The sequence below is a fragment of the Carboxylicivirga marina genome, from assembly GCF_016612505.1.
GTDB lineage: Bacteria > Bacteroidota > Bacteroidia > Bacteroidales > Marinilabiliaceae > Carboxylicivirga > Carboxylicivirga marina.
This window is the reverse complement of sequence record NZ_JAENRR010000009.1, coordinates 112,583-128,646: the sequence shown is the minus strand read 5'-3', so window position 1 is coordinate 128,646 and position 16,064 is coordinate 112,583. Positions and strand designations below refer to the sequence as shown.

Annotated in this window: 11 protein-coding genes; 4 read left to right on the top strand and 7 right to left on the bottom strand. The window is 40.1% G+C overall.

From position 1 onward, the window contains the following. Window positions 1-320: 320 nt before the first annotated feature. The 4 genes from JIV24_RS06035 to JIV24_RS06020 all read right to left on the bottom strand — a co-directional run bounded on the left by JIV24_RS06035 (window position 321) and on the right by JIV24_RS06020 (window position 5,643). The gene (locus JIV24_RS06035) at window positions 321-845 is read right to left on the bottom strand and encodes a chemotaxis protein CheW (protein WP_200464116.1); all 525 of its coding nucleotides are present in this window, start codon (window positions 843-845) and stop codon (window positions 321-323) included. A gap of 22 nt (window positions 846-867) precedes the next feature. Next, window positions 868-2,523, bottom strand: a complete 1,656-nt coding sequence (locus JIV24_RS06030) for a methyl-accepting chemotaxis protein (RefSeq protein WP_200464115.1) — start codon at window positions 2,521-2,523, stop codon at window positions 868-870. A 255-nt stretch (window positions 2,524-2,778) separates the two neighbouring features. After that, on the bottom strand, window positions 2,779-4,446 hold the full coding sequence (locus JIV24_RS06025; protein ID WP_200464114.1) for a methyl-accepting chemotaxis protein: 1,668 nt from the start codon (window positions 4,444-4,446) through the stop codon (window positions 2,779-2,781). Between the two features lie 18 nt (window positions 4,447-4,464). Further along, complete coding sequence (locus tag JIV24_RS06020; RefSeq protein ID WP_200464113.1) at window positions 4,465-5,643, bottom strand: carbohydrate porin; 1,179 nt, start codon at window positions 5,641-5,643, stop codon at window positions 4,465-4,467. 438 nt (window positions 5,644-6,081) lie between these two features. Between JIV24_RS06020 and JIV24_RS06015 the strand changes: the two genes are divergently transcribed. Continuing rightward, the gene (locus JIV24_RS06015) at window positions 6,082-6,795 is read left to right on the top strand and encodes a DNA-binding domain-containing protein (protein WP_200464112.1); all 714 of its coding nucleotides are present in this window, start codon (window positions 6,082-6,084) and stop codon (window positions 6,793-6,795) included. A 974-nt stretch (window positions 6,796-7,769) separates the two neighbouring features. Here the strand turns inward: JIV24_RS06015 and JIV24_RS06010 are convergent. After that, window positions 7,770-9,770, bottom strand: a complete 2,001-nt coding sequence (locus JIV24_RS06010) for a HAMP domain-containing methyl-accepting chemotaxis protein (RefSeq protein WP_200464111.1) — start codon at window positions 9,768-9,770, stop codon at window positions 7,770-7,772. Between the two features lie 79 nt (window positions 9,771-9,849). Further along, on the bottom strand, window positions 9,850-10,368 hold the full coding sequence (locus JIV24_RS06005; RefSeq protein WP_200464110.1) for a chemotaxis protein CheW: 519 nt from the start codon (window positions 10,366-10,368) through the stop codon (window positions 9,850-9,852). Between the two features lie 1,007 nt (window positions 10,369-11,375). Here JIV24_RS06005 and JIV24_RS06000 point away from each other — a divergent pair. Genes JIV24_RS06000 through JIV24_RS05990 form a run of 3 tightly spaced genes read left to right on the top strand, consistent with a single transcriptional unit; the run spans window position 11,376 to window position 14,913 of the window. Further along, the gene (locus tag JIV24_RS06000; protein WP_200464109.1) at window positions 11,376-11,897 is read left to right on the top strand and encodes a chemotaxis protein CheW; all 522 of its coding nucleotides are present in this window, start codon (window positions 11,376-11,378) and stop codon (window positions 11,895-11,897) included. 2 nt (window positions 11,898-11,899) lie between these two features. After that, window positions 11,900-12,901 carry a hypothetical protein gene (locus JIV24_RS05995; protein ID WP_200464108.1) on the top strand — a complete coding sequence of 334 codons (1,002 nt, stop codon included), beginning with the start codon at window positions 11,900-11,902 and terminating at the stop codon, window positions 12,899-12,901. Window positions 12,902-12,921: 20 nt separating this feature from the next. Beyond that, complete coding sequence (locus tag JIV24_RS05990; RefSeq protein ID WP_200464107.1) at window positions 12,922-14,913, top strand: CHASE3 domain-containing protein; 1,992 nt, start codon at window positions 12,922-12,924, stop codon at window positions 14,911-14,913. Between the two features lie 454 nt (window positions 14,914-15,367). On the opposite strand, the gene JIV24_RS05985 is transcribed toward JIV24_RS05990, so the two are convergent. Continuing rightward, on the bottom strand, window positions 15,368-16,015 hold the full coding sequence (locus JIV24_RS05985; protein WP_200464106.1) for a response regulator transcription factor: 648 nt from the start codon (window positions 16,013-16,015) through the stop codon (window positions 15,368-15,370). Window positions 16,016-16,064 lie beyond the last annotated feature (49 nt).

Below are 16,064 nucleotides of genomic sequence, written 5' to 3'. Positions count from 1 at the left end.
TTAATCGCGCAAGCCCTATGAAAGTTTATTTATGGGGCTTGCCGATTTTTCCAAATATTTACGTGCGGATACTAGGTTCTCATTTTTTTTGCAAAACTAAATGATAAAAACCTTTAACAAACACTATAAAAAGGTTGTCTTTTACCATACGAAATAGGCGAACAAACCAACCCTTTGGGGTTACAAAAAGGAGTGTAAACAATCATATTTAAAAAGAATACCCTCATTCTTATCTCCTTAGTCAAACAGCAACAAAGAAGCGCTTACTAAATAAATAGCAAGCGCTTCTTTTAATAACTATAAAGTATTTTTATTGTTTCCTACTCAGCTTCCGAAGCTTTATCTTCTTCTGTTTCCACTACTTCTTCTTCCTGCTTAAGTTGTATTATTTCATCCGTATCAATAGCAGCTTCAACATCCAGCACCATCACAAACTCCTCATGGCGATAAACAACACCTGACACATAATCAGAGTTGTAACCCTTCCCTACCTCTGGAACTGGTTGAATTTCCGTTTCAGCAATTTCGATAACGTCAACCACTTTATCAGACATGGCACCGATGATTTGATCCTCGTCAGAAAGTGTTAAATTTAACACCATTATTACAAATCGTTCCTGTTCCTCATAATTGGCCAGATCAAATTTTTGTCGCATGTTAATAACGGGAATAACATTGCCACGAAAGTTAACCACCCCTTCAACAGCATCTGGTGCTTTGGGTAAATTCGTAACAGAATGGTCCTCTGAAGTTTCGATTATTTCCAATACTTTATCTACGCCTATGGCAAATAATTCACCTTTTAGGCGAAATGTCAAATACGATTTAAGCTGCTTATCCTTCATATATTCTATTTTTTGTCTGTTATTAATTGAAACTTTCAAATCCACTGTAGTCTTCATCAATGTCTATCTGCATTCCCTTGGACGGACTTTGCACTACACTTGCTTTGTTTTTAAGCTTCTGTAAATCTGAATAATTACTAAACTGTTTTGAACTTTTGGTTGCTTTCATCTCATTGCTCAGTTGAAAATAACTTGTAATTTCCTCCAGCTCATTGGCCTGCATGGACATTTCTTCTGAGCTGTTGGCCATTTCTTCAGCAGCAGCCGCATTTTGCTGAGTCACCGAGCCTAATTGCTGAACGGCATTATTCACCTGGCTGGCGCCTGTATCTTGCTCCTGACTGGCCGTTGCTATTTCATTGACCAAATCAGAAGTATTTTGAACATCAGGCACTATTTGCTTTAGCATACTTGTTGATTGTTCGGTCAGCTTCATTCCGTTTTCGGCCAATTCGACAATATCATTGGCTGCTTTCTGACTGCGTTCAGCTAATTTGCGAACTTCGGCTGCTACTACTGCAAAACCACGACCTTCATCACCAGCACGAGCTGCTTCTACAGCCGCATTAATTGCTAATAAATCAGTCTTCTCGGCAATTTCCACCACTACATTTATTTTCGAATAAATATTTTGAACCGCCTTCATGCTTTCTTCCGATGCTTGAGATACTTTAGCCATTTCCAGGGCTGCCTTTTGCGACATCTCACGTGTTTTAATCGCATTTTCAGTATTCTGTTGTATATTGGCTGCCATCTCTTCCATCGATGAGCTTACCTCTTCAGTAGAGGCCGCCTGCTCATTAGCACCTGAAGATATTTGCTGAGAGCTATTGCTTTGTTGCTGACTGGCAGCATTAATTACCGATGCATTATCTCTAATACGACTAACAATGGATTGTAAATTCTCAATCATCGTCATTAATGACTTCATCGCTCCAATACGATTTCGCTCTACCTTTATTGATAAGTTACCTTTTGCTATCTCACCAGCGATGTGTTCTACCTCCACTGGCTCACCACCCAACTGACTTGTGATGCTTTTAATAATGGTATAAGCAATCACCATTGCCAAAATAACTGCAATGATTAATATAATAATGGTTTGGAGCAACGTACTCTCGTAAAGTCGCTCAGAATCATCCATTATTTCAGATGAAATCTCCAGCTGGATGTCAATCAATTCACCTATCTTTTCGGTATATGGGTCAATGCTTTGGTATAATTCTTCACGAATTAAGACCTCTAAAGCCAATTGGTTTTCTTCACTCTTTCCACCTTCAATAATACTTAGTAGTTTCTGGTAAGTGGCTTTTGAAGTGCTTCTCAATCGAATGGCTTCATTCATTAATACCTCTTCCTGCCCTTCGATAAAGGTCTGCTCATAAGCACTCCAGTTTTCACTAACTATTTTTGCTGCCTCATCCAGTTGTGCGTTGGCCTCTCGCCACGAAATAAGATTGTGATAAGTTTTATGCGAAATATCAACAACGTTAACAGCGTAGGCATCTGATACCCGCTTTAACTGCTGCAAAGGCACCACGCGATCGGCATACATGGTTTCAACACCAGCTTCTATTTTTCTTAAATCATTGATTCCCTTTATTCCAATAAATAAGGTTATCACTAATATGGTTGCCGATAATAAAATCAGCTTTGTTCGGATGGTGTAGTTTTTCATTTTATTTGAATTATAAAATCTGGTTAAAGTTATAGGACATCATCCTGACAATAAAGACCATATCATACTGAAACAACATATTAAGAACCGTTTTAATATAAGTAAAACCCTATCTCATCCACCCTGACAAAGTACTATTGAATACTGGCCTTAATTCATGCTATTAAACATTTTCTTACAAGCTGACGTGATTCAAAAACAGTTCATAACTACCAAGGCTATGAACTGTTTCTCTGAATTTATTAAAGGGGAAAATTATATATTCTGGTAATCTTTTAATGAGCTGTCCATTTGGCTCATGTCAAACTCAACACCCTGCTGGGCGATGTTCCCTAAATTAGGCTGTGCAATAAAGTCAGCTTTCTTAACACCATTACTTCGCCTACGGGTAGTATGTCCTAACTTAAAGAAGCTGGTTATTTCTTCCAGTTCATTAGCCTGCGACGATAACTCTTCTGAACTACTGGCCATTTCTTCTGAATTAGAGGCATTTTGCTGAGTGACATGGCTCAACTGCTGAATGGCACTATTCACCTGATTTACGCCCGTTTCCTGCTCCTGGCTTCCGGTAGCAATTTCATCGACTAACTGCGATGTTTCAATAATATTAGGTACTATTGCCTTTAACATGGCCGTACTTTTCTCACTTAACTGAGCACCTCTTTCGGCCAGGCTAACAATGGAGTTAGCAGCCTCCTGGCTTCGTTCCGCCAACTTGCGTACTTCGGCAGCCACCACTGCAAAACCACGTCCTTCATCACCGGCACGCGCCGCTTCTACAGCTGCATTAATGGCCAACAAGTCAGTTTTTTCGGCAATTTGCACCACCACATTAATTTTGTCGTTAATATCATTTACTGCTTGCATGCTTTCTTCTGATGCAGCAGCCACTTCTTCAACATCTTTAGATGCTTTACCTGATAGCTCTCTTGTTTTAAGTGCATTGACTGTATTTTGCTGAATATTCGCCGCCATCTCTTCCATAGATGAACTCACCTCTTCGGCCGATGCTGCCTGCTCGCTTACTCCTGATGATATTTGCTGAGCCCCACCACTTAATTGCTGACTGGCACTGTTAATATTATCAGCCCCTGTCGTCACACTCACCATCACACTTTTTAAGCGATCAACCATCTCAAGCATTTTTCGAATAACACCCTGTCGGTTGTTCACATCGTTTGTGTTAATGGTTAAATCGCCATTTCCCATTCGGTTGGCAATCTCTTCCAGTTCTGATGGTTCACCACCAAGTGAACTAGTAATCGAACGTGTAATGGCAATACTAATTATAATGGCCAATATAATGGCTACTCCAAGGAATATAAGTGATAAGGTGATTAAAAAATCCTGACTGGCATCGTACACTTCATCGGCTTCTGCGCTTTCATCAATTAGCTCCTGTCGTATTTGTAGCAAAGGCTCCCGCATTTGAATTATCAAACGATCAAACTGAGCGTCTAACTTTTTTACCTCTAAGTCCAACTGCTGTATCTCCTCTTCACCTTTGCCAGTTAAGTCGGTATTTAACAAAGGTAATAAGCCACTCTCCACCAGCGTTATCAATTGTTTTTTAGCCTCTTTTGATTCGGAAAACATACGCTTTTCAAGGTCTGTATCCAGAATATCTTGAATCGTTTGGTAATCTACACTCGCTTCAGAAACAATATTACTCCAGTCATTTTGTGCGGCAAGCAAATCACGGTTGATAATAGCGTCACCAATTATTTGATAAAACTGATAAGGCAAAGCCGAAGCTTCTGTTATGATGATGGCATCATCAGCCCTTTGGGCACCTTCATCCTGCACGGCACCAAGTGCATTTAGACGATTGATTTGAATAAGGCTCGAAACAACAAATACGGTTAACACAAGCCCAAAACTAACAAGTAGTTGCTGGCCCAATTTTAAATTTTTAATGTTCATAATTTTCTTGTTTGGATGTTAAAATGTGATAGAGGTCCTGATAAGCCCAAGTAAAGTATTGTTACTTCCACCTATCGCACCCGGGTGAATAATGTATTGTAATTCGGGCTGTAAAGCCACTTTCTCATTGATTTGCCTTCGGTAAAAACATTCAATAACATGCTCGTTATTGTATTGGAAGGCTTTATCGATGCCCACCAGTTTATTATTAATAGTCATGGATGCAATGGCAATACCGGCCACATCATCCTGCCGTTTACTAAATGGGGCATAATAATTAAGACCTGTAGCCCAAAAGAAAGGAAAAGCATTTCGATCATCGGGGGCATAGCCCACTTGTAAAAAAGACCCCAGACTACTGGCACTCGTTTGCTCCCCGGCATACAATAACTGATCGGCTATCAGGTACGCACCATAATTTCCTTTGTGCATTATGGTTTCATCAAGCACATCGGCAAAAGAGCTACTGTGGTAATAAGCACCCATACGGTAGGTACCTTCCAAACCATTAAAAAGGTTTATTGACTGACTCAATTCACTAATGAAAAAATAGCCGCTGTTGGTATGTAAAGCAAAGCGTATATTATATTCTTCTTCATCCAAACTAAGTGGATCGCCTTCGTAAATAGCTGTTTTAATATTCGTTTGTTCACTCACATCAAAAGCTGCTACGGCCCCAAAGCAAGACTTTGGAAAAATTGACACCATCACATTCATGGAGACAGAGGGCATAATACCAAATGAACTATTGATGTATTCGGCTGCATTATCGCTGGCCAAAAACTCAGAGTTTAAATCGTGTTTACCAATCGTAAGAGAAAAACGATTAAACGCTTGCTTATACCACAATTGATATAAATAGGTGTAATTACCATTATCAAGGCTGGAAAAGACCTGCAGGTCACCCACCATATTGGCAGATGGCGTTGCTCCATGAGTATTTTCCATTTGAAAATACAATTCACCTCCTTGCCACCAACCGGCGTCATCGGTGCTAAACGATGCTATTAAATCAATCAGGCCCATATAGGCATTACCAGATGTCAAAGTGGCATTGGGACTGTTAACAGCATCGAACACATATGAGGCTTCAAGTGTTAAAGGGCTTTCCTGCTGGCCATGCACTTTATATACGATACTGGATAAAAAGAGGACAACAAGCAGGTGTTTTGTCAGGCATTTGGCTAATTGCTTCATAATTTATGTGTTATGTTCCACTCGTAAATTGTGTTAAAAAATCACAATACAAACATAGGGTATCACAATCAACTACAACAGAGTACTTATTACTGTTTTTCAGCAACTTAACACCTAATTAACATAGATAAAACACTACAATCACCCCCCCCCTTTTTATACTATTAACGTCTACTATAGTACTACCATAAGACAGATATTTAGTATTATATATTTTAGGGAATGAGCTTCCTGAATGCCCATTTTGTTGAGGTGACTTGAAAAAGGAGTAAATCAGAACAATAACGTTTGTGTGTTATTTTGATTTTATCATTCCATATCAGTATTTCACGTACTTATTTTACTCTTTCGTGTAATAAGCTATAAAACTGACTTTTGTCAGATTACACTATCCAACTGAAAAATACCTTAGTACCATCTAATTTAAAACTAAAAAGAATGAGAAAATTAAACTTATGGTTGTACGACAACCACCTGACTGAAGACCCAAACGATTATTTTGGCAAAGTAAAGCCAAATGGAACCATTACTAACAGAGGCATTGCTCAGCAAATTCGTGAGGAAGGTTCTGAATTTGGCGAAGAAACCATTTACAACCTGTTGACCCTGGGCGATAAAATGAAAGCCAGGTTCCTGGCGGAAGGCTATACACTCAACACACCCTTGTGTTATGGTCATATTGGTGTTTCGGGTGTTTTTGAAGGTAGTTCGGCTAAATACGAAAATGGCAAGCACAAAATATCGGCCTCTTTCACACAAGGCTCAGAGTTGCGTAAAAATCTTGAAAACGTGACAATAGATGTATTGGGCGTAGCACCAACAGGTCCGGTCATTGGCCAAGTGCACGACAGCTTAAGTGGGAAAAACAATTCGACTATTACGCCGAATAATGTGATAAAAATCAGTGGCAACAAGATTAAAATTGATGGCGACTTACCCGAAGTAGGGCTCTTCCTTATTAATGCAGCAGATGGAACAAAAACAAAGGTGGAACAATTAATTGAGAATGAACCAAAGCAGGTAATAGCTATGGTGCCTAAACTTACGGCAGGTGAGTATGAACTGGAAATTGTTACCCAACACACCTCAGGTGGTAAGCTACTAAAAGAAACACGTGACACTAGATTTGAACACCTCCTTTTAGTGGAGTAATCATACCCAACACGAGTGATAACCATTAAACCGCCCGGTTGACTGCCGGTCAATCGGGCGGTTTCACACCTATCAACCGCTCAGTTGAACAATCGCACCCGAAACTATCTCGTATCCCTACCATTATTTTTCCTCTTTACTCTCTGTCAACTCTGTGCTTATACTATTATTACCTCGCCCACATGAGGGGTACGATAGAAATCGTACTCGCGCTGTAGCATGCTGTATTCATGTGGCAAGCCCACTGTCATAAATCGAGTAGGTAGAGGGATTACTCCCTCGCCCTCTCACATCACCATGCATACTCTCGTACACGGCGATTTCAGAATAGATTATAAGCACACTTGGTACAAAGGCTCGGTATAAATTCATGCCTGTAATGCTAAGCCCCCAATGCAAACACCGCTCCATATACGTTTTCACAGTTTTTCAATTGGAAATTTTCTGGCACACATCACAAAAATCATAAACCTGCTCCTTTTCTATCCGATTCAGTCCTTCCTTGATTGTGAGGCCTCTGATTTTTTTTATTTTATTTTCAGCTCGTTCCTTCAAGTACTATGACTTCTGCTGACTTCTCAAAACCTTTGGCTGATTGTCTCCGCTCAGTTTGTCGCATGTTACGACAGATTTTGAGATCTCTCGGGGTAAGATAACATACTTTCGTCACGTCCTACTTGATTTACTCTGAGTGGTTACGGTTGACTTTTGGGGCTTTCCCAATCCAATGCTCGGTTGCCCTCCACTTGTAAGCCTTATATCAAGTTTCTGTACGTTAGAACAATGACTTTGCTGATGGCTTCCTTCAGATTTGGGGTCACCCCCAACACCCTTGCCAATTGCTAGTTCTTCCTGTCAACTTGGCGAACTCAAGAACTTTCATCTTGATAGCACGTTACCATGCCCGACACACAAAAAAGAGCTTACCGTATTTAAACGATAAGCTCCTGATTCAATTATCTGATTGAAAAGATTTACATCTCTTCAAAACCGTTAAAACCAGCCTCTGATAAATTAGTTTGCTTCATAAAATCATGACCTGCAGCACCATTACCATTCGATCCATTTCCTGAAACAGGTGTTGCCGAAACCTTCTTACCCCTGCTGTTACCTATAAAGCGATTTGCCTTATTCATTGTACTACCAAGGTTAAAAAATGATGTCGCATCGTTCATATTTTCAGCTTCAAGAGCCATTTGCTTAGCCGATGTTGACATTTGATCAGCGGCAGCCGAATTCTTCTGTGTTACTGCATTAAGCTCCTGAATGGCACTATTAACTTGCTCAGCACCTGTACGCTGCTCAGCACTGGCCGAGGTAATCTCCTGCACCAGGCTGGAAGTTTCATTGATATCAGGCAATATGGCTTTTAATTTATTATTTGATTCGGCAGTCATTTTCATGCCATTTTCAGCCAGCTGTACAATGTCAGTGGCCGACTGCTGACTACGCTCGGCCAGTTTACGTACTTCGGCAGCTACCACTGCAAACCCACGTCCTTGATCGCCTGCTCGCGCAGCTTCAACAGCCGCATTAATAGCTAACAAGTCAGTTTTCTCGGCAATTTCAACCACCACATTTATTTTCGATGAAATGTCTTGCACAGCTTTCAGGCTATTTTCTGATGCCGCAGCCACTTCCTGCATGGCTGTTGATGATTTTAGGGACAGATTATTCGTTTTTAAAGCATTTTCCGAGTTCTGTTCAATGTTGGCAGCCATCTCTTCCATGGATGAAGACACCTCTTCAGCCGAGGCAGCTTGTTCATTTACACCGTTGGCAATGTTTTGAGAAGCCTGACTCAGGTCTGCACTTGCCACCGACACGCTGCTTGCACCATTTACCACTGAACCAATGATATCGCGTAAGCGACCAACCATGTTGTTTAAAGCACTGGCCAATGAACCAATCTCATCGGCCTGCTCAATATTGATCTGTCCGCTCAAATCACCATTGGCAATTGAGTTGGCAAATTCTACACCCTTCACCAAAGGTCTTCTTAAGCTATTGGTAATAAAGATACCAACGGTAAAGCTTAATATAACTGCAATAACTGAGAATAAAGTAATCATGGCATAAGCCGATGCCGCTTCGTCGTCCATCGTTTCAGCAGCTGCATCTGCCACCTTCTCGGTCATATCCATCACATTCAGGCCTTCCTCGGCTAATAAAGTGCGAAGCTCAATCTGACTCTGAATCGTAGATGCAAAATCATCAAAAGCCTTGTCGTAGTTGGCCAGTCCTTCAATGGCTTCGTCAACCGTCGCAATATCTTCCTGAGTATCCATTATTTTACGCGACTCTTCAAGCTGCTTTCTGCACTCCTCAACCCACTGCTGAACAACTGCTGCTTTCTGATTATCGAAATCGCCTGTTGCCTCATCGGTTGGATCGGCAATAAACTGCCAAGCCATTACCCTTACTTCGTTAAAGGCATCGTTAGCTTGCTGTAACTCTTCATAGTCGGTGAAGCTTTCGTCCATACTTTCTACAGAAGAACTTTCTTTAAACTGATTACGAATGGTTGTTAATACACGATCAATATCTGCCGTACTTTCATCAGCGTAACTGTCAATATCTTCAGCCAATCGTACCTGCTGCTGCTCTAAAGCCACATAATTATCAAAGGCCTGCTTATAATCATTGATGTTTTGCGATGTTTCTTTGGCATTATTGATGTTATCTCTTGAACTCATTAACTCTTCAGCATCTTTCAAGAAATCCTGACTCTCGGCCAAACCTTTATCATTGGCTTTCACAAAGTCATCATCACCATACACCATGTATTTATAGGCATCTAACTGCGCCTCAAGCATGTTTGTTTGTGTATCACTTAACGACGAGGCTAAGTCGGCCTGTACATTAACGTCAGATAAGCCGTTAAAGCTAATAAGGGCTACCAATATGGTAAAAGCAATAATCAGGATATAACTCCCCATCAGGCGAGTTCCTATTTTTAAATCGTTAAAATTCATTCCTTTAGTTATTATGTGTTGTTAGTATAATTCGTATAAAGTCTGAGTTCTTAGGCCATGTAGTTTCATCAACAAGCATTTAGCCTTCTAATTCAGCGGCTTCAATTTCTTCTTCAGCTTCTTCATCGGTTTTTAGCTGGATGATTTCATCACTGCTAATGGCCTTCTCAAAGTCCAATAATGTTATAAACTGGTTGTTGCGGTGCAATACACCGGTAATAAATTCTGAATTCAGACCTTTCCCAACCTCCGGTACTGCCTGAACCTCCTTTTCGTCAATTTCAATTACATCAACTACTTTATCAGCCATGGCACCCACTATTTGCTCTGTATTGTTAAGCATCAGTTTCAGCACCATAATAACAAACTTATCGGCGGCACCATATATGGGCATATCAAATTTCTGACGGGAATTGACAATTGGTATCACATTACCCCTGAAGTTAACCACACCTTCAACGGTTTCCGGTGCTTTGGGTAAATTGGTTACGGAGTGCTCTGCTCCTGTTTCAATTATCTCAAGAACCTTTTGTACACCAACAGCAAATAATTCGCCGTTTAGCATAAAGGTTAAGAAAGATGAACTTTTAGTTTCCATAAATTTTCAGAATATATTTATTAAGACTAATACGCCTGATTAGAGCAAGATGTTATATATATAAATAACCAATTCAATAACCCAATAGGGTTATCTATCACCCCGACATAAAGGGTCGATGCTAGTTGCTAACATCTCAATAATCAAATAATTAATGCGATTATTACTTCCGCCAATCAATCGCATTAAAAAAAGGCTCAATATGATTTTTATTGGGTAATGCTTTTACTATCATTCTAGGGTTTTCAAACCCCAACTTCATTTTTTGCTAGGAAGTGCTTGTCTTTTATATGTCCTCATGAATAACTAAGTAATTTCAAAGATGAAAAAACGCAAGCAAAAAAATCTTTAGCTACGCTTGCTTAAGCTCATAAAACTACGGTTGAATGACTGGAATCATTTATTAGACAATATTTTGCCCAACCTAACAACAACTCCCTACTGAAACAACTAAGAATAATCAATTCTTAGTTGTTCGATGTTTTATGGCTCGCCAGCCAAGGCCATAGGGTAATTCTTGGGCTTACCCAGTCTCATCCATACAGAACCTTTTTTTGATAAATAACTATAGGTTGATTAAGCTTCATTTATAAAGGACTGTTGTAGTTATTTGGTATGGTAGATTAATAAAACTAAAAATTAAATGCCCTATGGGTAACGCCCGATTATATATTCATTCACTTATCACAGGCTTAGCAATGCTCGTTGATACATCGCTTAACAAAATATTTAGAAATACCTTTTTGTAATGCCGCATTCACCACATCGTCAGACTGCAATGACCATTTAGCTCTGCATGAGCACAGGCATCGCCCATTCATTTGTTCTTATAACTAATAGACATAAGCATAAACACCCTTTATTATAACAACCCTTTAAGGTTATTGCAAACAACCCTTTAAAACTTGCAAATCAAACGCAAATACCCATAACTAATCATTTAAAGTACTCGTTTTACTAAATTATAAAACATTGATTTACTATTAATTACAAAACACCCATAAAAAATGGAAACAAAAAGCACATCATTCTTAACCTTTATGCTCGATGGCGAACTATTTGCCATTGGGGTACATAAAGTGCTTGAGATAATAGAAACAGGGGCCGATCATTCGGTTACCAACTTACCAAAGGCGCCCGATACCATCGAAGGCGTTGTTAACTTCCGTGGTAATGTTATTCCCATCGTCAATTCGCGATTAAAATTCGATATGGCAACTTATGGGTGCGATGATAAGTTTGTCATTATGGTATTGAAACTGATGCTTAACAATACAGAGCAGATTGTTGGTGCCATGGCTGATAAGGTGGTGGATGTGATCGAAATTGATGAAAAGGAGATTCAGCCAGTACCTGAGGTTGGGAAAGGGCTTAATTCTGATTTCATTACTGGTGTGTTGCACCGTAACAATCAATTTATCACCCTGCTTGACTTTGAAAAGGCTATTAGCAGCGATGAAATTATTCAGCTGAAAACTGAGGATGATACCATTGAAGTGGAGGAAACAGAAACAGCTGAAAACCTTTAGTCATGACAAGCAAAAACAGAGAAAGTATCAGGAGCTTAATGAAAATCCTATTGGCCATTATTATCATCGGCGGACTATCTAATCGGACCTTTGCTCAGGAAACGGCTAATCAAGCCAAAGGTCAATTCTATGGCGATGTCTTTTTTAATGCCAACCATAATTTTGATGCCGCCTATAGTTCGTTTCGTTTAAACCGATTGCATTTTGCCTACAAGTACCAATACAATCAGCATTTGTATTTTAATGGTATGGTTGAGTCGGCTCGCGAAAACTATGAACCCACAGGCGACTACAATAATATCACCAATCTTTTTGAGTTCTGCTTTGGCTTTCATTACGAGAAATTTGAAGGTAAAGCCGGATTAATCGGCACACAGCTCAACCAGCAACAGGAAGCCCTGTGGAAACACCGCTACATTGATAAGGTCTTTGCTGATAAGTATGGCTTTGCCCCTACCAACGACTATGGTGTGGTAATTAAATACAAACCTACAGAAGTTATTAGTTTTGATATGGCTATCACCAATGGTGAGGGGCATAAAAACGCCCAGGTCGATAGTGTATTCCGATACGCTGTGGGTGCCACACTAAACACCACTGCAGGTCTGGTAGTAAGAGCATACGCAGACTTTCTGAATCAGGGAGACGCCACACAAACCAATTTCATTGGTATATTGGGTTACCAGTCTGAGGCCTTTACGGCCGGTGTGGAATATAATCAGCAGCTAAACAGTGCCATGCAATCGGGTATTGACTTAGGTGGCTTATCGGCTTATGCCTCTTATAATATCAACGAGCGTTACCAGCTTTTTGGACGATACGATGTGATAAGCTACAACTATTCAGAAGGGGAACTACCCGATAGTGATGGCTCCTTAGCCATTATAGGCGGGCAGTATCAAATAACAAATCAGATTACCACTTCATTAAACTACAGGATGCAAGAGCTTATTGGCGACACCAGTAAAGCTTATTTGTATCTCAACTTAGCATTAGAATTTTAAACACTATAACTACATTTAAAATGAAATTAAAATTAAGGAATCAGTTAATATTGCCCAGTGCCATCGGACTGGTACTAATGGTCATTATTTCAACAGTTGTTTTTAGCAACCTAAATACCTTATTAAGTAATTCAGGTTGGGTTGAGCATACCTATAAAGTGATTGCTAATGCCGATGAGGTTATGGCGTATATGGTGGATCAGGAAACCGGTATGCGTGGTTTTGCAGTCTCGGGCGATGAAGAGTTTCTTGACCCCTACAAATCAGGCGGTACAAATTTCTCAACAGCCATTAAAGAATTACAGGAAACGGTTAATGATAATCCCACACAGGTGCAACGCTTGCGACAAATCGAGCAGCTGGCTGCCAGCTGGCGTAGTGATGTGGCTGAAAAGTACATTGATTTGCGCCGAAACATTAAAGATGGTGAAGATGAGCGTCAGCGCATGTTTGAACTGATTGAATCAGGTGTTGGTAAGCGTAACATGGATAACTTACGTGCTTTAGTGGCGCGTTCGTCGATGATTGCTCAGGCTAAGGATAAGATTATTCTGGACATGGTGAACATGGAGACGGGCTTACGCGGATTCATGTTAAACAGTAAAGAAGAATTCCTGGAGCCCTATAACGAAGGTAAAGCCATGATTGAGAACGACTTTATTGCCTTCAGCGCACCAGCTTCGGTCAAAAGTGCAGCCAGAAACTGGATAAATGATTATGCCGAGAGAGCCATCGCCATTAACCGTGAGGCCATGAAAACAGCCGAAATGTCGCAACTGTATGCAGAGTTTGCCAAGAAAGAAGGCAAAAAGTACATGGATGAAATTCGTAGCCTGATAAAGACCTTCTCTTCGGAGGAAGAGTCATTGCTTGTTGTACGTCGTGAAGCATCTGAAAGCACCGCCTCAACAACTAAGAACCTATTGATTTTTATCACTATTGCGGCTATCATCATCTCTATACTAATCGTATTATATGTATCGGGCAAAGTGCTGAAAGACATCGGTGGTGAACCGGATGAAGTAGCGCGTATCACTGAGCAGGTGTCCAATGGCGACCTGTCATTTGATTACAATCTGGATGCCGGTAGTTCGGGTATCTATAAAGCCATCATTAATATGTCAACTAAATTAAAAGACATTATTGGCAGTGTAGTAGAAGCATCGGAACAAATGGCCGCGTCGTCCAATACATTGAGAGAAAATTCGGTAGCTATTTCAAGTGGGGTAAGTGAGCAGGCAGCATCAGCAGAAGAAGTTTCGTCATCGATGGAAGAAATGGCGGCAAACATTCAGCAAAATACAGAGAATGCCAATAAGACCAGCCAGATGTCGAACAAGGCCTCTACGTCAATTGAGGAAGTGGCAGTGGCCTCAGAGGACAGCATGGCAGCTGTGAGAGACATTTATTCGAAAATTAACATTGTAGTAGAGATTGCCGAGAAAACAGACCTCTTAGCTATTAACGCAGCGGTAGAAGCCGCCCGTGCCGGTGATGAAGGCCGTGGATTTGCAGTGGTAGCAGCCGAAGTTCGTAAGCTAGCGGAACGAAGCCAGAATGCAGCAAGCGAAATTGTTGCCTTAGCAGAGAATGGTTTAAAATTAACAGAAGAGTCGACCAGTAAGCTTAAGGCTATTGTACCTGATATTCAGCAAACATCACAGCTGGTAAATGAAATTGCTTCGGCCAGCATGGAGCAGGAAACAGGTGCCAACCAGGTAAACTCTGCCATACAGGAGCTAAACAATGTGACACAACAAAATGCCTCCTCGTCTGAAGAAATGTCGAGCAGCTCTGAAGAATTAGCCTCACTAGCTAATGATTTAAAGGATGTAACCAGCTTCTTTAAGATTGAAAAGCACGGTCAGATAAGAAGAAATACTTTAAGAAAACCGACAGCCATTCAAAAACCAGCAAGTTTTAAGCATTCAAATGGCAATGGACATTCAAATGGTTCTTTAATTGATTTGGGAAATGTTAATGAATCACTAGAGGATTACGAGAATATTTAAGGATAGCACTTCCGATTTCATAGTTTAAATGCTCAATAGTATCATGCTATTGGGCATTTTTTTTTAAATGCATAGGCCTTGCCGAAAGTTCAGAGCTTTTGGCTCAATAAGATATTTAGTGGGTAATTCTCTTACTATCATTCTGGGGTTTTCAACCCCAAACCCCGACTTCATTTTTTCAAAGATGAAAAAACGCAAGCAAAAAAATCATTGGCTACGCCTGCTTAGGCTCATAAAACTGCGGTTGAATGACTGGAATCGTTTAAACTCACTTCGCTCGAACAGAAAACGATTCTTAAACGTCATATACAACCTTGTTTTATGGCTCACCAGCCAAGGCCATAGGGTAACTCTTGGGCTTACCCACTCTAATCCATACAGAACCGAGCTTTTGTATACTTATAATTATTAATGCGAAGCAGTTCTTATGGAATCTTATTGGTTAATATTCGCACTACCCTTCAATCAATACCAACTCTTCTTTTATCGCCTTCATCACCAGTTGTGCTGTATTGCGAGAATTGGTCTTTTTTATCAAGGTATTTCTATATTTCTCAATGGTTTTAATGCTTAAGCACATCTGATCGGCTATCTCTTTATTCGTATACCCCTTACAAATCATTTCCAAAGTTGATAATTCATTATCGGTCAACTCATAGCTATTTTCATCACTGCCTCTTTCTTTATCTAACACCAACTGACGTAATATGTCTTGAGAGAAATACAAACCTCCTTGTGCTACCTCTTCTATGGCGTCATAAAGGTCCGACAAATTAACATCTTTATTAACATAGCCCTTTACTCCGTACTTTATCATTCTGGCATAGTAATCTTTTTGATCCAACATGGATAATACAATGATTTTTAAATCGGGAAACAAAGCAAGTGCTTTTTGCGCTGCCTCACTCCCATCCATCTGAGGCATGGAGAGATCCATCAATACAACATCAGGCTGATCTTTTTTTAGCTTTTGCAAGAATTCAAGACCGTTACTCGAATCAAAGGCCACCTCCATTTTATTATGACCATTTAAAAGAGTGATTATTCCTGAACGGAATAATTCCTGATCTTCTACAATTGCTACTCGAATCTTTCTATTCATTCTCTGCTTGTTTATACCTAAAGAACGTAAATATTCTTCAAAAAAGTAA